This window comes from Microbacterium sp. Ag1 (assembly GCF_001005635.1).
In the GTDB taxonomy this organism is placed as follows: domain Bacteria; phylum Actinomycetota; class Actinomycetes; order Actinomycetales; family Microbacteriaceae; genus Microbacterium; species Microbacterium oxydans.
This window is the reverse complement of record NZ_LBCR01000029.1, coordinates 243132-263055: the sequence shown is the minus strand read 5'-3', so window position 1 is coordinate 263055 and position 19924 is coordinate 243132. Positions and strand designations below refer to the sequence as shown.

The following is a 19924-nucleotide window of genomic DNA, read 5'->3' as shown; positions in this document are numbered from 1 at the left end:
GAGGCGGAGGTCACATCCTCCGATACACGTCTGCGCGGTGGGCGATGCGCATCACATAGACCGTACGAGCTTCCTCGTCGACGCGGACCACGACGCGATACGCGATGCCGACGTATCCGCTGCGCTGGCCGTCGAGTTCCGCACCGAGCGCTTTGGTGGTGCGCATGGGGTTCTCCGCAAGCGGACCCTCGAGGAACCGGAGCACTGCGTCGGCCAGCTTCGGCTCCAGCCGATGCAACGCCCGAACAGCAGGCCCGGTGAGCCGGACCTCGTAGGCCTCCGACGTCACCGGCGGCCCAGCTGCTCTCGCACCTCAGCAAGGCTCAACGTCCGCCCGCCAGCGATATCGTCGTCAGCTTCCACCACTTCGTCGAGATGATGCGGATCTTGCAGCAGCGCAAGGGTCTCCTGCAGCGCCTCCAGGTCGTCCACGCTCAGCATGACGACCGCCGGGCGCCCGTGGCGCGTGATCGTCACCGCCTCGTGCGTGGTGTCGACGGACTCCACCAGCTGCGAGAACCTGTCCTTTGCCTCACTGACCGACACTGACTGCATGAACATGAGAATAGCCTAAAGTCAGGCCTGTTTTTAGGCCAGTATTCTGACCGGAGCGCCGGAGGTGCGCGCCCCCACGTGAGAGCCGTGGCCGGTCACTCGTGCTCGGGCAGGACCGGCGACGACCAACCCCGATCACGACCCAGCTGTGCCGCCCGCGACACGGAGTCCGCACCGAAGCGGCCGCGCAGGGTGTCGAGCACCGTGTCGAGGCGCACTTCGTCGCCCCAGTCGATCGGCAGCTCGGGCGCCACGTTCCCGGCACGGTCGAGCTGCGACAGCGAGATGCCGAGCAGGGTGATGCCGCGCGCAGTGATCTCGGGCTGCGCGGCGGCGAGCAGCGCGCGAGCGAGGGTGAGCAGCACGGCGGTGCGGTCGGTCGGAGACCGGAGCGAACGGGAGCGGGTGGCCTTCGTGAAGTCGCCGAAGCGCAGACGCAGCACGACCGTCCGGCACACGCGATCGCCGTCGCGGAGTCGCCTGCCGAGACGGTCGATGATCTGCGTGAGGATGAGGTCGAGCTCCTCGGCCGAGCGCGGACGAGTTCCGAGCGCGCGCTGCGAGCCGATGGATCCCCGACGCCGCGTGGTGTCGACCGGCCGCGGGTCGCGCAGCCGGGCCAACGCATGCACGTGCGCACCCGTCGCTTTGCCCAGCATCCGCTCGGCGGTCGCGGCCTCCAGCTCAGCGAGCTGGCCCACGGTGCGGATGCCGTAGCGGTGCAGCTTCTCGGCCGTGACGGCGCCCACACCCCACAACCGCTCGACCGGGAGCGGAAGCAGGAACTCCTCTTCGCGGTCGGGCTCGACGACCAGCAGACCGTCGGGCTTGCTCACGGCACTCGCGACCTTGGCGAGGAACTTGGTGCGCGCGACGCCCACCGAGATGGCCAGCCCCGCCTCCGCCCGCACCCGTTCGCGCAATCGTGCCGCGATCTGCTCGGGACTGCCCGCGAGGCGTCGCAAACCGCCGACCTCGAGGAACGCCTCGTCGATCGACAGCCCCTCGACGAGCGGGGTGGTGTCGCGGAAGATCGCGAACACGTCCTTGCTCGCGGCGGAGTATGCCTCCATGCGCGGAGGGACGACGACGGCATCGGGGCAGAGCTCGCGCGCCTGCCGACCTCCCATCGCCGTGCGCACCCCGCGCGCCTTCGCCTCGTAGCTCGCCGCCAGCACGACCCCGCCGCCCACGATCACGGGTCGCCCGCGCAATTCCGGGGCGTCGCGCTGCTCGACCGACGCGTAGAACGCATCGAGGTCGGCGTGCAGCACGGTCGCTTCCCCACGCATCCTGCTCTCCTGTCGACGAGCGGATCGTCGCACGGACCGGGGACATCCGTGGACGTCGCGCCCGGCCCGCACCCGGTGTCGGTCCTCACAGGTAGGTTCGGCGCGTGCCGGAACCGGTGATGCAGTGGTGGGCGCGACGGCAGTTCTCCCGCGGTCGCGCGATTCCGTATGACGTGGGAACCTATCGCGCTGGCTGGGCCGCGTACCCGGAGCTGATCCGCCAGTACCACCCCGAGCTGAATCACGGCATCGCGCTGTCGCAGATCCCTCTCGCCGCCGACGTGCTCGTGTGTTGGGAGTGCCCGGTCGGCCATCGGTTCGCCGCCACACCGACCGAGCAGCGCGAACGTCCAGGACGCGTCCGGCGCCGCTCCGCGTGGTGTCCGGACTGCTCGGCGCTCGCCCGCCCGCAGCCGGTCGTGCTCGGTGAGGCGCGCCCCATCCCCCGTAGACCCCGTCGCCCGGCCCCCGCGCTCTGCACCAAGACGCCCGACTTGCCCTCGGGGACCGCGTTCGCGAGTGAGTGCGCGCCGAAGCCCGCCTCTGCGGCGGAGGGACGTCTGCGGGCGGGACTCGGGGCCGCGATCGAGTTCGACTCCACCGTGAACGCCGTCAAGGTCTCGCGCCCGTTCTTTCGCCACACCGAGGTCTGGCCGGACATCGTGCTGCCGGAGCTCCGGATCGCGATCGAGTACGACACGGTCGGCCGACATGGCCTGGAGCACGTCGGCAAGCGACAGGACGCGGATCTGCGCAAGGACCGCGCCCTGCGTGCCGCGGGGTGGGAGGTGATCCGCATCCGCACCGGCAAGCTCGAACCGCTCGGTCCGCACGACCTGGCGCTGCCTTCTGTCGGAGCGAAGAGCATCGCCCGGATCATCGACGAGCTGCGGGTGATTCGCGGGGCGCTGATGGTGGACGCGTATCTCCGGTAGGTGCCCCGTCAGCCCTCGAAACGCTCCCGCAGACCCGGGTCGAGGGCGATGTCGCCGAAGGATGCCGTCCACGCGCCGTCGACCGCGATGGACTGCCCCGACAGGTAGGGCGACTCATCGGAGAGCAGGAACGCCGTGAGCGCGGCCACCTCTTCCGCCCGGGCGATCCGGCCCATGGGCGGCCCCTCGGCGAGGGCACGTTCCTCGGCGGTGGGGTCGGCAGCCCGGGCGATCTGCGCCTCCAGATGCGGGGTGCGCACGCCACCGGGAGCGACCGTATTGGCTCGTATGCCCAGAGCGCCGTACGACACGGCCACGCTGCGGGTGAGCGCGTCGATGCCGCCCTTCGTGAACTCATACGCGGCGTGGTCGGAGAAGCTGGAGCGCCCATGGATCGAACCGATGTTGACGATGGCGCCCGCCACACCCTGGTCGACGAATGCGGAGACGGCCGTCGAACAGCCCCAGATACAGCCGAAGCCGTTGATGTCGAGCACCTCGCGCACCACGGACTCGTCGAGCTCGTGCAAGGGCGTCCGTTTCGTGATGCCGGCGTTGTTGACCCAGCCGGCGAGTGGGGCTCTGGCGCGGGCAGCAGCAGCCGCGCGCTCGTGCGTCGAGCGATCCGACGCGTCACCGAGCACCACCTCGGCCACGATGCCGTCTTCGACCGTGCCCGAGCCGGCAGAGCGCTCGAGCCCGACCACGATCCATCCGTCAGCCGTGAGGCGCTCTGCGATGGCACGGCCGATGCCCTTGCCGCTGCCCGTCACGACGACGCTGCGTGCAGATTCCGTCATGTCAGTCCCTCTCGAATCGGAAGACGGCGGGATCGAGAGCAAAGCCGAGTCCCGTGGCATCCGTCGGGCGCACCAGACCCTCGAACGACGGACCACCGAGGATGAACGACGGAGCAGGGTCGTACGGGTTGACTCCTCGCGCGAACGTCTCCACTCCGATCCCGAGATGCGCGGTGACCTCGGGATACACGTGCCCGGAGACCGGGACACCGCGCTCGGTCGCCCATGCGATCATCTCGCGGGCGGGCGTCACACCACCGAGCGCCACGACGTCGAGGCGCAGCGCCTCGACGCCACCGACCTCGACCAGCGCCTTCAGCACCGCGGGATCGGTGACCTCATCGCCGACGGCGACCGCCAGGCCCGACTCCCGGCGGATGCGCGCGACACCTGCTGCGTCTTCCGGCAGCAGCGGGTCTTCGAGCCACGCGAGCTGCGGATCGCCCCACTGCGCGATCTCCGCGAGCGCGGTGGGGGCATCCGGCCAGCCGAAACCCACATCGACGACCGGCCGTGTGTCAGCGGGCAGCTCTGCGCTCAGGACCGCCAGGAGCTCACGCATGTATGCCGGATCCGGAATGCGGGAGATCTTCACGTTCGTCCATCCGGCAGCCTGCGCGAGAACCTCGTCCGCGACCTCCCGCGGAGCCCGGTCCGCAGACGGGTACGCGGCGACCAGCATCGACTCCCGAGGAGCATCACCGGTGCCGAGCAGCTTCCACAGCGGCATACCCGCGCGCCGGGCGGCGATGTCCCAGAGGGCGATGTCGACCAGCCCCAGGGCGCGCCGCACCAAGCCCACCCGGCCGACGATGGCACTGCCGCGCAGCATCCGCTCCCACGCCGCCGCAGGGTCGTCGGCATCCGCACCCACCGTGTGCGGGGCGACGAGACGGTCGACGATCTCGGCCATCGGCGCCTCCCGCGAAAGGCAGTACGCCACCCCGGTCGTTCCGTCCTCGGCCGTCACCTGCACGGCGGAGTACTCTCGCCGCACGACTGTCATCGCGCCGAGCTGCAGTGGCGCAGGGAGCGGCAGTACGGCGGTGGCCGTGTCGATGCGCGCGATCGTACTCATTCGGGCTTCTTCGCCAGGGGCACGCCGTAGTCGACCATGAAGCCGCCGTCGACGTAGAGCGTCTGCCCGTTCATGTAACGCGATTGGTCGGAGACGAGGAAGCTGACCGCCGCGGCGATCTCACTCGCCTCGGCCAGGCGCTTGGCGGGGATGCGCGACAGGATGGTGTCGAGGCTCAGCGTCCCCTGCTCGACGCCCTGACGGAAGACGCCCGTGTCGACGTAGCCGGGCGCGACCGCGTTGACCCGCACCCCGCGCGACGCCCACTCCGCCCCCGCCGTGGAGGTGAGCCCGATGACGGCGGCCTTGGTCGTGGCATACGGCGCCCGCCCCGCGGAGCCGCGCGAGGAGATGGAGGAGATGTTGACGATGCGGCCCTCACCACGGTCGAGCATGCGCTTCCCTGCGGCCTGGAGCGCGGAGAACACCCCGTGCAGGTTCACGTCGACGACCGCGGACCACTCATCCCACGTGAGATCTTCGATGCCACGGTGCCGCTGGATCCCGGCGTTGTTCACGAGCACCTCGATGGGCCCGAGCTCCGCCTCGATCTCACCGAAGACCCGGTCGACCCCGGCGTGGTCGGTGACATCGAGCTCCCGCCACAGGATGTCCGCCGGATTGTCGAGGGCAGTGAGTCCTGGCACGCGGTCGGCGGCGACCACGAGGTAGCCGTCGGCGGCGAGGCGCTGGCCGATTTCCCAGCCGATGCCGGCAGATCCTCCGGTGACGATGGCGACGGAGCCGACAGGGGTAGGCGCGGTCATGGCTCTCCTCAGGGTGGTCGAGATTTGCTATAGCAAGTGTAGCGAGGGGCGGCGCATACATCCATCCGCGGCCCGCGTGCCTCATCGCCGGATCGTCGAGCTCATCCAAGAAGGGATCGAGGGGGCGAGTCGGTACATGATCTCCGGGCGGCCGCGCTTGCCGTAGCGGTGGGCGACGTCGATCACTCCGGCATCGACGAGGTAGGTCAGGTACCGGTGGGCGGTCCCCGCGGAAAGCTCACAGGCGTCGGCGATCTGTCGCGCCGACTGTGCGGTCACGGGGTCGAGGGCAGTGACGACGCGTTCAAGAGTCGGCTCGGCCAGGCCCTTCGGCAGCCTGTGCCCGTCAGTGGGCTGCCGCTCGGGCGGATGCGCGCGGTCGTCGCGCGTGCCGATTCCACCGGTAGCGAGGAGCCGATCGATCTCGCTCTGGAGGAAGGGCCGTTGTCGACCGGCATCCACCCTGGTGCGCCGGCTGGCACGGTACCGTTCCAACCGCTCCTGCAGTGCCGCCTGGGTGAAGGGCTTCAGCAGGTACCCGATGACATGTGCGGACATCGCCTGCCGCACGGTCGTCTGGTCTTGCGATGAGCTGATCACCAGAACGTCCGGGCTCGCCTCTCCGAGCGTCCGCAGCCGATGCAGCACCTCGATGCCGCTGATGTCGGGGAGCCGCATGTCGAGCAGAATCAGGTCGAAACCACGAGTCGCCTGGGCGGAGGCCTCCTCTCCTGTCGCCGCGCTACCCGCAACGACGAAGCCCGGCGTCTCCGCGACGAAGGCGCCGTGCAGCGCGCGGGCCCCGCGATCGTCATCCACGATCAGGACTCGGATCGGCGCCGTCATCGGGAGCTCGCCATCTCGAACGAGAACCGCGCTCCACCGAGCGGCGTCGATCCGACCTCGATCGTCCCGTCGCGAGACATGAGAATCCGGCGCACCAGCGTGAGACCGATGCCGCGCCCCGCTTGGGAAGAGCCGGGTTTCGAGGAGTACCCGGGCAGGAAGATCTTCGGCGCCGTCCGGGAATCGACACCCGGTCCGTCGTCTTCCACTGATCCGAGCAGGCGGCCGTCGTGCTCTCGCAGCGTGCATCGCACCTTGGCGGCACCTGCTTCACCGGCGTTGCGACACAGATTGGCGAGTACTGAGACCAGTTCGTCGTCAAAGGCCGTCACCGTGTCGATGTCGAACTCGACCTGTGCTCCGACATCGAGCAGGTCCGCACGGATCGCGTGCATCGTCGCATCGCGGACCGCATCGCCGCTCATGCCTCCGCCGTCATCACCGAGACTCGGCCTGCCCACACAGGCGACTTCTTCGATATAGGCGAGCGCTTCGGGAGCGTCACCTCGCGATACCAGTCCGTGGAGCACGTGCAGTCTGGTCGTGAACTCGTGCGACTGCTCCTTCAGAGCCGCGGTGGTTCGACTCATCTGCGCATGCTCGGACGCCAGACTGTCGAGCCGTCGAAAGCGCCGTTCGACCGCTGCCGTGAGGATGGAGCTGGCCACCGTGCCGACGATCAGGGCACCGATCCCCCAGGGCAGCAGCGCATTCAGCGCCTCTTCGTGCTCCGCAGAGATGTCTGCCTCCAGCACGCCGACCGCCACCATCCCGACGACATCGCCATCGTCATCGCGCACGGGGACCTTCGCACGCAACGCAGGTCCGGACGGACCTGTCTCGGTCCCGAGAAACGGCGTTCCCTCGAGGACCGATCGATTCGTCGTCGACACCTGCACACCTCGTTGAGACGCCAACGGGTGGGTGATCCGCACGCCCTCGTCGTCTGTGACGACCACGTAGTAGACGCCGGCGGCACGAGCGACGAGCTCGGCGACCGGCTGCAATCTCGCTGTCGCCTGCGCCAGGTCTGCGGCATCTGCGAGATCCTCGGACGTACCCGCTGTGGTCGCGGCTTCGACCGCTGTGCGCACATCGCTGAGGTTGGCGAGACTCGATGCCACTTCCTGCACCCGGCCGGCGGCCGCTTCTCGGATGCTGTTCGTCTGGATCGACAGCGCCACGGCGACCGTGATCCACAGGGCCGCCAACGTGATCAGTGACGGCAGGACGAGCAGCGAGAGCCGGACGAACCGCTGGCTCGGCTGAAAGGCCATCTGTATTGCTCGCCTCCTCGCGATCAGACCCGGACGGGGGCTGCGACATACGCGGCGTGGGCGCTTATGAGAACAAATCGGATCATCACGGTGAGCCGAGTCCTGCGGTGCGACCCTGGGTCGATCCCGCTGAGACGACGACGTCCGCGCGAATGGAGCAGCAATGAAGCATCTCATCAAAGAGCCCCCACGGCGCAACCCCGGCGTCACGCGAAGGGTGGTCGGCCGCGTTGTCGGTGGAGTGGTCACGGTTGCCGCCGTCACCGTCGCCGCGATCGGTTCGATCACCTCGGCCGCAAGCGGTCAGGAGATCAACGCCTCGATGACCATCGTCGCCCCCGCGGCGGCCGGCGGTGGGTGGGACGGCGTGGCCAGAGAGCTGCAGCAGGCGCAGAAGGCCAACGGTCTCATCAACAACGTCCAGGTGGTCAACATGCCCGGCGCCGGCGGCACGATCGCGCTCGGCAACGTGTCCGTCCTCAACGGTCAGCCCAACAACCTTCTGGTCGGAGGCACCGGCCTGCTGGCGGCGACGATTCAGTTCGATTCCGCAGCCACCCTCGACGACGTCACCCCGCTCGCCGTCATCGTCGAAGAGTACGACGTCATCGTCGTCCCCGCCGACTCTCCCTATCGGACGCTCGAAGATCTCGTCGCCGCGTGGAAGCAGGACCCCAAGTCGGTCCCGTGGACCGGAGGAGGATCGTTCGACCAGCTCGTGGTGACCGACCTCGCCCTCGCAGCCGGAATCGATCCGGTCGATACGACCTACATCTCGTCCGACGGCGGCGGAGAGGCGATCCAGGCGCTCCTCAACGGCACCGCCCGCGCCGCCGCCGGCGGCTACCCCGACAACATCGACCAGATCGAGGCCGGTCGGCTCCGTGCGCTCGCGCTCGTCGCCGAGGAACCCATCGACGGGATCGACATCCCCACCGCCGCCGAGCAGGGCTATGACATCACCCTCTCCAACTGGAGGATGCTCACCGCCCCGTCCGGCCTCGATACCGACGACATCGACGCGCTCACCGAGCTCGTCCTGGACAGCGTGGCGACCCCCGAGTGGCAAGACGCGATCGACAGATATCGCTGGACGGAACGCATCATCACCGGTGACGACCTCAGAGTCTTCCTCGACGACGAGGAGACCCGCATCCGTGCCCTATACGAGGAGATGGGACTTTGACCTTCCCGCCCAACCCCACTTCGGCTTCCGCCGTCATCGGCGGGCGCCTCCGCCTCGTCCCAGGACCAGGCATCGCCACGCTGCTCAAAGGCATCACGATGCCCGTCATCATCGCCGCCTTCGCGACCTACCTCCTTGTCGGGATCATCACTATGCGGGTGCCGGAGGGCACGGATTTTCCCGGCCCCCAGTTCTTCCCCGCGATCATCGTCGCCGGCCTCTACGCCTTCGCCGTGGTGCTGGTGCTCGCCGCGTGGCGCGAATGGCGGACGTCGTCCGACGGCTCGACCGATCGACCCGAGGAGGAAGGCGGCACCGATGGCACGCCTCCTGGCCGTGCCGTGCGGGTGGACGCGAAGTCCATGGCGTGGGTGGTCGGATCGTTCGCCGTGTTCGCGCTCGTCCTGAACTTCCTGGGTTGGCTGATCGCAGCCAGCCTCCTGTTCTGGTGCGTCGCACGCGGCTTCGGCTCCACCAGACCGCTGCAGGCTCTCGCCGTCGGGCTCACCGTGAGCGCGACGGCCTATATCGGATTCGACATGCTGCTCGGGCTGCCTCTCCCGTCCGGCGTCCTCGGGGGGTTCTGACATGGATGTTCTCCAACTGCTCGGCGAAGGCTTCCTCGGGGCGCTGACGCCGGCGAACCTGCTGTGGGTGGTCGTCGGGTGCATGCTCGGCACCGCCGTCGGCGTGCTGCCAGGTCTCGGATCGTCCATGGCAGTCGCGCTCTTGCTGCCGGTGACGTTCTCGCTCGACCCCACAGCCGCGTTCATCATGTTCGCTGGGGTCTACTTCGGAGGCCTCTTCGGTGATTCCACCATGGGAATCCTGATGAACACACCCGGGCAGGCCTCGGCCATCGCCTCCACCTTCGAAGGCCACAAGATGGCCCTGAACGGTCGAGCCGCCCAAGCTCTCGCCACCGCAGCGATCGGTGCGTTCGTCGGCGGCTTCATCGCCTCGATCATCGTGGTCTTCGTCGCCCCCGCGCTCGCGGACTTCTCCAGCCGCTTCGGTCCTGCCGAGTTCTTCGCCCTCGCCGTCTTCGCCTTCGCCGCCACATCGACCGTCGTCTCTGACAACGCCGTGAAGGGTCTCACCGCGCTCTTCATCGGCCTGGGCATCGCGGTCATCGGCGTCGACGGCGTCTCCGGCGCGCCGCGGTTCACCATGGATTCGCCGAACCTGTTCGACGGGGTCTCCCTCGTCACGGTCACCGTCGGACTGCTCGCTCTCGGCGAAGTGATCTATGTCGCCTGCCTCGAGAGGCACACATCCGATAAGAAGCTCATCAGCCCATCCGGCCGTCCGTGGCTGAGTCGTGCGGAGCTCAGGGAAGCCACGCCCGCCTGGCTCCGCGGCACCGCGATCGGACTCCCGTTCGGAGTGATCCCCGCCGGAGGGTCCGAGATACCGACGTTCCTCGCGTACGGTCTGGAGAAGCGGCTCGACGCCCGACGGAAGTTCCCGCAGTTCGGACGCGGCGCGATCCGCGGCCTCGCCGCCCCAGAAGCCGCCGGCAATTCCACGACGAGCATGGCGATGGGAGCGCTGCTGGCACTCGGCCTTCCCATCTCCGCAACCGCCGCGATCATGCTGGCAGCCTTTCGCCAGTACGGTCTTCAGCCGGGACCGCTGCTGTTCGACCGCGCCCCTGACCTCGTGTGGTCGCTGCTGGCGAGCTTCTTCATCGCCATGGTCGTCCTGCTCATCCTGAACCTGCCGTTCGCGATGGTCTGGGCGAAGCTGCTTCTCATTCCGAGGCCCTACCTCTACGCGGGCATCACCGTGTTCTGCGCGCTGGGCATCTATGCCACGTCCGGGTCCGCGTTCGACCTGCTGCTCCTGCTGGGTGTCGGACTCCTCGGCTTCCTGATGCGGGCGCTCGATTTCCCCCTCGCGCCCCTCATCATCGGCATGGTGCTCGGCCCGCTCGCCGAGACGAGTCTCCGAGACGCGGCCATGAGCGCGAACGGAGACTTCGCCATCCTCGTGCACAGCCCGATCAGCATCACTCTGTATGCGCTGCTGGGTGTCGTGCTCATCCTCTCCGTGCGCAACCGGCTCGTCACCCGGAACGCGCGCGCAGAGCGGTAACGCAACACCCGTTCGAATCACGCAAATGGTTCGATTCCGATCGGAGATGAAACCATTTGCGCGATTCGAACGCCGGAGCTAGGCCAACAACCCGGCCACCACCGACACGGCGTGGGACTCCAAGAGCTCGAGGGCGCCGGGAGCCAAGGGCGTCTGCCAGGACTGATAGGCGCCGCGGTCGTAGGCCTCGCGGGTCGGGAGGTACACGAACCCCGGGCCGTTCGTCAGGTTCATCACCACGATCGGCGTCTGGGGGAACCGCTTCCGCAGAGTCGTCTGCAGCCGCGAGTAGGCCTCACCCGGATGCCCCACGATCACGGCGTCTCCGAGCCGCCATGCCCACACCGGATGCGACACGGTCGGCCCCTCGATGTAACCGTCGCGGAGGTTCCGCGCTCGTCCGAGGCGCTCCTCCCGCGAGCGCGGGTCGATGTCCTTCCACTCCTCGGCGAGTTCGTCCAGGGTGGGCAGGTCGCGCAGCGGCAGCTCGACGGCCGAGACGACTCCCGCCGCCTCCTCGCCGCCGTCCGCCGGGGTCCCTGTCCAGATCGCGAGAGGAGCACCCGACTCCACGACACCGTCCAACGTCAGCTCCTCGCCGGGCACCGGCAAGCCGTCCAACGCCGCGAGCGCCGCGTGCCCGAGCGCGCGTCCGTGCCGGTCGGCCACCGCCGCGTCGCCGGTGTACTGCTCCCGCGGGGCCAGCTCGCCCGACGCCCCCTGCACGAACAGGCACGGTGCACCGGTCGCGGCCTCCACGATCTCGCGCATCGCGCCGACGTAGTCCGGCGACACCTCGCGGTTCTGCCAGGCCAGGGTCGTCGGATGACAGGCGTAGTTCACCAGCGTCGCCCGCACCTCCCCGTCGATGCTGATACGGCCGATGGTCACCGTGTCGTCGGCGGTGCCCTGGGGGTTGTAGCCGACGAGCGCGCGGCCTTCGAGGTCGAGCTCGCGCTCCGCCGCGAGGGTGCAGGTGCCCGTGGTCCACTCGATCAGTCCAGGCCGGGCGGTCTCCAGCGCCTCGCGCCCGGCCGCGATACCCGCGGCAGACAGCGCCTCCAGGTACCCCGGGATGAGCTCCCCGCCCGGCAGATGCGCGTCCGCGGCGCACAGCACGGCCCCGGCGTGGGTGTGCGAGAGCGAGAGCATGAGCTGATCGGGTTCGAAGCCCAGACCGTCGAGGATGGCGCCGCGCACGCCCTGCTCGTCGGCGACTCGGCGCCACCACGTGCCGTCGACGGCGAGCAGCACCCGGGGGCGTCCGTCCGCGGCCACCACCGCGAGCGCGGTCAGCTCGAACGGCCGGTGCGCCCCCTCGGAGCGCTCCCAGTCGGCCGGGCCCCAGTTCTTGGCGCGGATGCCGACGGGCGGCGTGATGTCGCGCCGGGCGACGCCGATGCCCGCCTGCGTGCGCGGGATGCGGATGCGGTCTCCGAGGTGCGTCGCCGCTGCCGTGTCGTTCACGCGTGGTCCTCCCTGATGTCCATGATGCCGTCCGTCACGCGCTCGTCAGCACGTCTGCGATGACGACGCGCGGTCCGGCCTCCGGTAGTGCCGTCTCGACGCCGCGCTCGACGGCGTCGCTGTAGAGCAGCGTCGACGGCTCGGCGAATCCGTCCGCCAGCCGTAGTCGTCCGCCGACGAACTGGCTGCCGGTGACGCGGGCGTGGTTGACGCCGGTGCCGATGTCGAGGTGCGCCGCGCCCTTCGGCACCGTCGAGGTGACCCCGCTCACCCGCCAGGTGACGACGCCGGCACCGGCGGCCCTGCCCAGCAGAGCCCCGTCCGTGCGCTCCGTGGAGAGCTCGACCCCGTCCAGGGCGATGAGCTGGTCGCGCACGGCGGTCGCGCTCAGGCGCACGTCGCGCACGGATCCGCCGCGGATGGTGACCTTGGCGGCGCCGAGCTCGAAGGGCGCACCCGGCGCCGGGCCGCTGAGGCGGCAGTCCACGAACTCGACCGGACCCGACCCGCGAGCCTTGACCCCGTCGATCCCGCTGATCGTGCAGTCCACGAAGCGCACGGGAGCCGTGACCGGGGTCTGCACGAGCACCTGGTCCTTCGGCAGCGCGAAGGTGGAGTCCGCGATTACGGTCGGTCGCGACGAGCGCTGCGACCGCTGTCCGATCGCCAGAAGTCCCGCGGTGCACCCTCGCACCTGGGCACCGTCGGCGTTGATGGTCATGGTCGCCTGCGGATCGAAGGTCGAGCGGCCGATCACGCGCACGTTCTCCAGCGTCAGATCGCTGATCTTGGTGCCGGCGACGAACCAGGAGCAGACGTGGTCGCGCACCGTGATGCGCTTGGCGGCGGTGCCCCACTGCGCACCGGAGTTGGCGATGTCCATGAGCCCGGAGTTGCCGATGAAGGTGAGGTCGTGCTCGTACTGGCCGTGCGTGGTGAACGGGTTGCCGCCCTGGTCGTCACCGTCGCCGTGGCAGTTCTCGACGATGCAGTAGGCGCTGGCGGTGAGGTCGTTCAGGTGCCGAGCGTTCGACGACGTGCAGTCGCTGACCCGTCCGTAGAGGCTGTAGATCTGCTGCGTGAGGTAGCCGGCGCCACCGTAGAACACGGTCGGCGGGTTCTCCACCGAGCACCGTTCCGTCGTGAAGTGCGTGTTCCAGCGCCGCATGATCACGGGCCACCAGGTGCGGCTCGCGTGCACGTCGGCGACGTCGCAGTGGATCGCGTACTCGAAGGCGATCGGGTGGGAGCCGGTGAGCTCCCGAGAGTCGGGGAAGGAGCCGTCGGTGGGGCCGTCGAAGGGTCCGGCGCCGAGGAACCGCATGTTCGCGATGCGCACGCCAGCGACCGGTTCCATCTGCCGCCAGATGAGCTTCCGACCCTTGTCGAGCGGCCAGCCGTTGAGGTAGTCGATGCGGATATGGGTGCCGTCGATCTGCTGTGTCACCTGCACGAAGCGCTGGAGTTCGCGCTCGTCCGCCCCTCCGCCGGCGACGGGATCGCACTGCACCGCCCACCAGGAGTCGACGGGGAACCGGGACGCATCGGGCACGGTGACCGCGTCGGTCAGCTCGGGCCAGGCGTCGGCCAGCGCATGCTCGACCACGACGTCCTTCGACACCCCGGTGAAGAACATCACAGCGCCGAACGGGTTGTCGTGACTGTTCGGCTCGATGCCGTCGGTCGTGATGACGTGTCCGCCGAAGTCGATCTCGAGGTACGACCGGCTGAACCGGTGCCGCCGCTGGAACAGCAGGTCGGTGCTCGCCTCGATCCGGCGGATGCGGGGATCGTTCACCATCGCCGCGAGCGCATCGTCGGCCGCGGTCTCCGGTCCCGCGATGCCGAAGACCCGGAAGTCGACGGTGCCGTCGTGCTGCAGCAGCCAGCGGCTTCCCCGCTTGCCGGCGATGACCGTACCGCCGTTCGCTTCGATCTTCGCGTTCTCGGCGCCGACGTAGACGAGCAGCCCGGCGTCGCCCGGCGTGCGGTACCCCGCGACGATCGCGACCTCACCGTCGCGAGCTCGGAGGCGGGACAGCTCGGCGACGGACTCCGCTCGCGTGAGATCTTTCGCACCTGCCACGACGGGAGCCGCCTGTGCGGGCGCCGTCACGGCGAGGGAGCCGGCCGCACCGAGTGCGACCGCACCGAGTCCTGCCATGAGGGCACGGCGACTCGAGGAGCGCACGGTCTCCTCCGGCACCAGGGGAGTCCGCGCGGTCATGAGAGCTTCTTCTCGGCCAGCAGCACCTCGGCGGGAACTGTGAAGTCCGCTCGCCGGCTCAGCACGAACGCGATGGTCGCCCCGAGCAACGTGAGTGCGGAGATCAGCAGCAGCCCCCAGATCGCGGAGCCCGTGGTCTCGCTGATCCACCCGATCGCATACGGCCCCGCGAAACCGGCGAGGTTGCCGACGGAGTTGATGAACGCGAGTCCGGCCGCGGCCGCCGTTCCCGTGAGCACCATGGGCGGCAGGCTCCAGAACAGCGGTGTCGTCGAGAACAGCGCCGACATGCCGACGCACAGGGCGGCGAGCGCGAGCACCGGTGTGCCCTGCGCCGCGACCGCGGCCATGAGCGAGAGAGCGGTGATCGACAGCGTGATGCCGATCTGCAGCGGGATGTTGCCCTGCTTCCTGGCGGCACGCTCCCACGGCAGCATGACCAGCGCCGCGCACAAGTTCGGCAGCGCGACGAGCCAGCCCGTCGTGGTGTTGGAGAAGTCGCCCATGCTCTTGACGATCGTCGGCAGCCACATGCCCAGCCCGTACGCGCCGAACACGACGCCGAAGAACAGCACGATCAGGGTCCACAGACGCCCGTTGCTGAACACCTCGCGCAGGCGCAGGCGCCCGTGCTTCTGCTCGGTCGCCGCGGTCTCGACAGCCAGGGTGTCGGTGATCCAGCGCTGCTCCGTCTTATCGAGCCAGCGCGCGTCCTGCGGGCGATCGGGCAGCCAGAAGAAGACCACGAAGGCGAGGAGCACGGCGGGGATGCCCTGCAGCAGGAAGACCAGCTGCCAGCCGTCGAGCCCCCACATCCCGTGGAGTTCGAGCATCCAACCCGACAGCGGTGCGGCGACGGCGTTCGCGATCGGGTTCGACAGCACGAACACGACCAGCACCTGGGTGCGGTATTGCCGGGGGAACCAGAGCGTGAGGTAGAGGAGCACCCCGGGGAAGAACCCGGCCTCGGCGATGCCCAGGATGAACCGCGCGATCGCGAACTGCGTCGCATCCTGCACGAACGCGGTGAGGGCGGCGACGAGCCCCCAGGAGACCATGATGCGGGCGATCCACTTGCGGGCGCCGAACCGCTCGAGCAGGAGGTTGCTCGGCACCTCGAAGAGCAGATAGCCGATGAAGAAGATGCCGGCGGCGAACCCGAAGGCGGCCTCGGTGATCTGCAGCGCGGCCGTCATCTCGAGCTTGGCGAACCCCGCGTTGTTGCGGTCCATGTAGGCCACGAGGTACAGCAGCCCGAGGAACGGGCCGAGGCGCCAGATGGCCTTCTTCATGGCGGAGGCTCCGACCTCCTCGGGTGTGCGCGTATCGGGGGCGGTTCGGGTCCCGGACATGACAACTCCTTCGTCATCGGTGGATAGACTTGCTATAGCATCTAGCAAATCCGGCGCCGTGTCCACCCATCGACGAAATGCCATAGCATCGATCGAACGATTGCGCGCCCGCTCGACCAGACGGCACCGCGCATCGAGAAGGGCAACCGAATGCGCAGCGTCTCGGATCAGAACATCGCCGAACAGGTGGCAGACGAACTGCGCACGGCCATCCATTCGGGAGAACTCGCCCCCGGCGAGCGGCTGGTCGAACGCAAGCTCGCCGATCGACTCGGCGTCAGCCACATCCCCGTGCGCGAGGCTCTGACCCGGCTGGCGGAAGAGCGCCTCATCACACGGGAACCCCGCCGCGGTGCACGCGTCGCTCAGCTCAGCGCACAGGACCTCGAGGAGATCTCCAGCCTGCGGATCGTGCTCGAGCAGTTCATGGCCATCCGCGTGCAGGAACGGTGGAACCAGGAATCCGCTGCGCGGCTCGGGGCCATCATCCAGTCCATGGCCGACGCCGCCCCTGGCGACATCGCCGAGGTGCTGCGCCAGGATCGCCTCTTTCACGAGACGCTCGCCGACCTCGCCGAGCACCGATTCCTCGACGAGGTGAGCGGCCAGCTGCGCGGTCGCATCACGGGCTTCATCCAGGCGGCCAACTCCGCGCTCGATCCCGCCGAGCAGGAGGAGCATGTGCGCAGCCACCAGCAGATCGTCGATGCGATCGCGAGCGGCGACCCCGAACGGGCACGCACCGTGATCGCCGAGCATGTCACCAGGGCAGTGCAGCGCATCACGCCGTCCGTCTCGGCCGAGTGAGCCGCACCATGACACCGAAGACCATCGTCCTCACCGGAGCCTCCGACGGCATCGGCGCCGCCGCCGCACGCCAGCTCGCAGGACCTGCCCACCGCCTCATCCTGGTCGGCCGCTCCGCCGAGAAGACCCGTGTCGTCGCCGAGGAAACCGGAGCCGAGTGGTTCACCGCCGACTTCGCCCGACTCGACGAGGTGCGAACGCTGGCCGGGAAGATCGCCGCCGCCGTGGGGGACACCGGCATCGACGTGCTGGCCAACAACGCCGGCGGCATCTTCGGCGATCGCACTCCGACCGTCGACGGCTTCGAGAAGACCATGCAGGTCAACCACCTGGCACCGTTCCTGCTCACGAACCTGCTGCTTCCGCGGCTGCTGCGGGCCGGAGGTGCGGTCATCAACACGTCGAGCATCGCCCATCGACTGTTCGGGCACCTCGATGTCGACGACCTCGACAACACCCGCCGGTTCAGTCCGAACAAGGCTTACGGGGATGCGAAGCTCGCGAACGTGCTGTTCGCCAAGAGCCTGCACACGAAGTTCCACGCCGGGGGACTGAGCGCCGTCGCCTTCCACCCCGGCACCGTGCAGACCAACTTCGCGGCGGACTCGTCGAGCGTGATGCGGCTGCTCTACCGCACGCCGCTCAAGCATCTCGTGCTCATCGGCGCGGACAAGGGTGGTGCGACGCTGCGCTGGTTCATCGAGGGAACCCCCGACCAGACCTGGTTCTCGGGCGCCTACTACGACGAGCGCGTGCTCACCACGAAGGTGAACCCGCAGGTGGACGACGCCGCCCTCGCCGAGGCCCTCTGGCAGCGCAGCGCCGAGCTGGTCGGTCTCCCCACCCCCTAGCACCGCCCGCATCCCTGCCGAGCGCACGCGTTCTCGCCGAGTGCACGGCTTCTTCACGTCGAGAAGCCGTGCACTCGTCAGGATCCCGTGCACTCGCGCACCAACAGGAGGTCAGACCGCGAGGTTGGCGGTGTCGACGACGCGAGGGCCCTCGGCAGGGAAGGCCGTGCGGGTCACACCCGACTCGACGTTGCCGGTGTGCAGCAGGGTGGAAGACGATCCGAATGCGGTGTCCGCCAGCTCCAGCGCTCCGCCCTCGAAGCGGCTGCCGACTGCTCGGTAGTGGGTCGCGCCCTTCGTGACCGAGACGTGCGTCGCGGCCCCCTCCGCGCGGAAGGTGCTGTCGGACAGCGTCAGGTGCAACTCGCCGTCACCGGTCCGCGAGATGCCGGTGCCGCTCTTGATCGCAACGTCCGATCCCGCGATCTCCACCGCCTGCCGCTCTCCTCGGGCCGCGGCGATACGCGCGTTGCGGAGCGTCGATCCCTCGAACCGCAGGCGCTCCGACGACGACGCGATCGGCGCGGCATCGTCGGCCGCCGTGAGTGTCGAGCCGCGGAACGTGACCGCACCTGCACCCGCGATCTTCATGCCGCCCACCCGATCGAGCACGGTGTCGACGAACGTGACCGGCGTCTTCACCGTGGCGTTGGTGAGCTCCCCCGGAGCGACGAACGTGAAGTGCGAGTCAGCGATCACGGTCGGCCGCGCGGAGTTGTCGGAGGCCTGCGTGATCACGAGGGTGTCGGATGCCGTGCACCCGCGCAGCTGCGCGCCGTCGGCGTTGATCCACAGCATCCCCGAGCCCGCGAGCGACGGCTTTCCGATCACCTGGACGTCTTCCAGGGTGAGGTCGGTGATGCGCACACGCGCGACGAACCACGAGCACACGTGCTTGCGCACGGTGATGCGCTTGGCCGCAGAACCCCAGGCTGCACCGGAGTTCGCGAACGTCATGAGTCCCGAGTTGCCGGTGTAGGTGAGGTCGTGCTCGTACTGCCCGTGCGTGACGAACGGACCCTGGTCGTCACCGTCGCCGTGGCAGTTCTCGACCAGGCAGTAGGCGCTCGCGGTGAAGTCGTTCAAGTGTCGGGCGTTCGCGGTGTGGCAGTTGGCGACGTATCCGTACAGGCAGTAGATCTGCTGCGTCAGGTAGCCGGCACCTCCCCAGGTGACCGAGGTCGGGTTCTTGAGCGTGCAGCTCACGGTCGAGTAGTAGGTGTTCCACCGGCGCTGGATGAGCGGCCAGAACGTGCCGGTGCCGTCGATGTGGTCGACGTCGCAGCGCACCGCGTACTCGAAGGCCAGCGGGTGCGAGCCGGTGTACTCGTCGGTGCCGGTGCCGAGGAACTTCAGGTTCGACACCGTCACATCCTGCACCGGCACGACGCGACGCCAGGTCATCGTGCGATCCTTGCCGAGGGGCCAGCCGTTCTTGTAGTTGATGCGGATGTGCGTGCCGTCGACGATCTGGGTGACCTGCACCATCCGCTGCAGCTCGCGCTCCCAGCGGCCCGACAGTGCGTTCACTTCTGCCGCGTACCAGTCCCCCACTGCGAAGAACGAGGAGTCGGCGACCGGGAAGATGTCACCGAGGTCGGGCACGACCTCGCCGAGCTTGGCCTCCTGCACGGCATCGGTCACCTCGCCGCGGAAGAACATGACCGCGGCGAACGGGTCGTCCTTGCCGGCGTTCTCGATGCCCACGGTCGTCATGAGGTGGCCGCCGAAGTCGAAGGCGATGTTCGACCTCGAGAAGGTGTGGCGGCGCACGAAGTTGAGGTCGGTGTGCGCCTCGACGCGGTGGATGCTCGCATCGTTCACCATGGCGTCGAGAGCATCGTCGGCGTTCACGCTCGCATCCATGATCCCGAACATCCGGAAGTCGACGACACCCCCGTGCACGAGCACCCACGCTCCGCCCTTGGGGCCGGCGAGCACGGTGCCTCCGTTCGCGGCAGGAGCGTCCTTCTTCACGAAGCGGTACAGCCCGGCGCCGCCATCACCCGGCGTCGCGTACCCGGCCGTGCGGGCGAGGTCGCCGTCCTTGCCCTTCCGGTTCGCGAGCGCCACGGCCGTACCGCCGTTGGCCACGCTCTTCGCCCCCGAAGAATCCAGCGGCGCCACGGGCCCGGCCGCCTGCGCCGGTGTCTGGGTGCTGACCGCGGCCACGCCGCCGATCGCCGCAGCACCGAACCCGGCGAGCAGCATGCGCCGACTGCGCAGGACCGCGGTCTCGTTCCTCTCCTGCGTGTCGATTTCCTGCGGGGCCTTGCTCATCCTCTGGGCCATGCTCATCCTCCTTGCGGCGTCATCACCGCGGTCAGGCGTCCGGCTGATTGCCGGGCCGCATCATCCGATCGATCCCCAGTCCCCCAGTGCCGTCT

18 protein-coding genes are annotated in these 19924 nt (G+C 68.8%); 6 read left to right on the top strand and 12 right to left on the bottom strand.

All coding sequences use genetic code 11. The annotated features are described in order from the left end of the window. Nucleotides 1–10 precede the first annotated feature (10 nt). The 3 genes from AAY78_RS10095 to dinB form a co-directional block, all read right to left on the bottom strand. The gene (locus AAY78_RS10095) at nucleotides 11–289 is read right to left on the bottom strand and encodes a type II toxin-antitoxin system RelE family toxin (protein WP_046748149.1); all 279 of its coding nucleotides are present in this window, start codon (nucleotides 287–289) and stop codon (nucleotides 11–13) included. Next, on the bottom strand, nucleotides 286–561 hold the full coding sequence (locus tag AAY78_RS10090) for a type II toxin-antitoxin system Phd/YefM family antitoxin (protein WP_171011062.1): 276 nt from the start codon (nucleotides 559–561) through the stop codon (nucleotides 286–288). The genes AAY78_RS10095 and AAY78_RS10090 overlap by 4 nt, the downstream gene beginning before the upstream one ends. 89 nt (nucleotides 562–650) lie before the next feature. Further along, nucleotides 651–1847 (bottom strand): DNA polymerase IV, encoded by a 1197-nt coding sequence (gene dinB / locus AAY78_RS10085; RefSeq protein WP_046748148.1) that lies wholly within the window; start codon nucleotides 1845–1847, stop codon nucleotides 651–653. Nucleotides 1848–1951: 104 nt separating this feature from the next. Between dinB and AAY78_RS10080 the strand changes: the two genes are divergently transcribed. Beyond that, entirely contained in the window at nucleotides 1952–2782 is an 831-nt protein-coding gene (locus tag AAY78_RS10080; RefSeq protein ID WP_082108645.1) for a zinc-ribbon domain-containing protein, read from the top strand. 8 nt (nucleotides 2783–2790) lie between these two features. Here the strand turns inward: AAY78_RS10080 and AAY78_RS10075 are convergent, their stop codons facing one another. The 5 genes from AAY78_RS10075 to AAY78_RS10055 form a co-directional block, all read right to left on the bottom strand. Further along, nucleotides 2791–3582, bottom strand: a complete 792-nt coding sequence (locus AAY78_RS10075; protein WP_046748146.1) for an SDR family NAD(P)-dependent oxidoreductase — start codon at nucleotides 3580–3582, stop codon at nucleotides 2791–2793. 1 nt (nucleotide 3583) lies between these two features. Then, nucleotides 3584–4660 (bottom strand): enolase C-terminal domain-like protein, encoded by a 1077-nt coding sequence (locus tag AAY78_RS10070; RefSeq protein WP_046748145.1) that lies wholly within the window; start codon nucleotides 4658–4660, stop codon nucleotides 3584–3586. Continuing rightward, complete coding sequence (locus tag AAY78_RS10065; RefSeq protein WP_046748144.1) at nucleotides 4657–5427, bottom strand: SDR family NAD(P)-dependent oxidoreductase; 771 nt, start codon at nucleotides 5425–5427, stop codon at nucleotides 4657–4659. The genes AAY78_RS10070 and AAY78_RS10065 overlap by 4 nt, the downstream gene beginning before the upstream one ends. 81 nt (nucleotides 5428–5508) lie before the next feature. Next, entirely contained in the window at nucleotides 5509–6273 is a 765-nt protein-coding gene (locus AAY78_RS10060; protein ID WP_046748143.1) for a response regulator, read from the bottom strand. Then, a complete protein-coding gene (locus tag AAY78_RS10055) occupies nucleotides 6270–7550 on the bottom strand; it encodes a sensor histidine kinase (RefSeq protein WP_046748142.1) in 1281 nt (426 codons plus the stop codon). Before AAY78_RS10055 ends, AAY78_RS10060 begins: the two co-directional genes overlap by 4 nt. 163 nt (nucleotides 7551–7713) lie before the next feature. Here AAY78_RS10055 and AAY78_RS10050 point away from each other — a divergent pair, with 163 nt between their 5' ends. The 3 genes from AAY78_RS10050 to AAY78_RS10040 are packed head-to-tail and all read left to right on the top strand — an operon-like array spanning nucleotide 7714 to nucleotide 10833. Next, a complete protein-coding gene (locus AAY78_RS10050) occupies nucleotides 7714–8736 on the top strand; it encodes a tripartite tricarboxylate transporter substrate binding protein (RefSeq protein WP_052748730.1) in 1023 nt (340 codons plus the stop codon). Continuing rightward, nucleotides 8733–9323 carry a tripartite tricarboxylate transporter TctB family protein gene (locus tag AAY78_RS10045; RefSeq protein ID WP_046748141.1) on the top strand — a complete coding sequence of 197 codons (591 nt, stop codon included), beginning with the start codon at nucleotides 8733–8735 and terminating at the stop codon, nucleotides 9321–9323. Before AAY78_RS10050 ends, AAY78_RS10045 begins: the two co-directional genes overlap by 4 nt. A gap of 1 nt (nucleotide 9324) precedes the next feature. Beyond that, on the top strand, nucleotides 9325–10833 hold the full coding sequence (locus AAY78_RS10040; protein WP_046748140.1) for a tripartite tricarboxylate transporter permease: 1509 nt from the start codon (nucleotides 9325–9327) through the stop codon (nucleotides 10831–10833). A 78-nt stretch (nucleotides 10834–10911) separates the two neighbouring features. On the opposite strand, the gene AAY78_RS10035 is transcribed toward AAY78_RS10040, so the two are convergent. Genes AAY78_RS10035 through AAY78_RS10025 form a run of 3 tightly spaced genes read right to left on the bottom strand, consistent with a single transcriptional unit; the run spans nucleotide 10912 to nucleotide 15879 of the window. Beyond that, nucleotides 10912–12300, bottom strand: coding sequence for a hypothetical protein (locus AAY78_RS10035; RefSeq protein WP_052748729.1), 1389 nt, complete (start codon nucleotides 12298–12300; stop codon nucleotides 10912–10914). Nucleotides 12301–12334: 34 nt separating this feature from the next. Further along, nucleotides 12335–14527 carry a peptidase C14 gene (locus AAY78_RS10030; RefSeq protein ID WP_046748139.1) on the bottom strand — a complete coding sequence of 731 codons (2193 nt, stop codon included), beginning with the start codon at nucleotides 14525–14527 and terminating at the stop codon, nucleotides 12335–12337. Next, the gene (locus AAY78_RS10025; RefSeq protein WP_046748138.1) at nucleotides 14524–15879 is read right to left on the bottom strand and encodes an MFS transporter; all 1356 of its coding nucleotides are present in this window, start codon (nucleotides 15877–15879) and stop codon (nucleotides 14524–14526) included. Before AAY78_RS10025 ends, AAY78_RS10030 begins: the two co-directional genes overlap by 4 nt. 150 nt (nucleotides 15880–16029) lie before the next feature. On the opposite strand from AAY78_RS10025, the gene AAY78_RS10020 reads away from it, so the two are divergent. Continuing rightward, on the top strand, nucleotides 16030–16686 hold the full coding sequence (locus AAY78_RS10020) for a GntR family transcriptional regulator (protein ID WP_046748137.1): 657 nt from the start codon (nucleotides 16030–16032) through the stop codon (nucleotides 16684–16686). Nucleotides 16687–16694: 8 nt separating this feature from the next. Beyond that, entirely contained in the window at nucleotides 16695–17537 is an 843-nt protein-coding gene (locus tag AAY78_RS10015; RefSeq protein WP_046748136.1) for an SDR family NAD(P)-dependent oxidoreductase, read from the top strand. Between the two features lie 111 nt (nucleotides 17538–17648). Here AAY78_RS10015 and AAY78_RS10010 read toward each other — a convergent pair whose 3' ends face one another. After that, a complete protein-coding gene (locus AAY78_RS10010) occupies nucleotides 17649–19829 on the bottom strand; it encodes a peptidase C14 (protein ID WP_082108644.1) in 2181 nt (726 codons plus the stop codon). Between the last annotated feature and the right edge of the window lie 95 nt (nucleotides 19830–19924).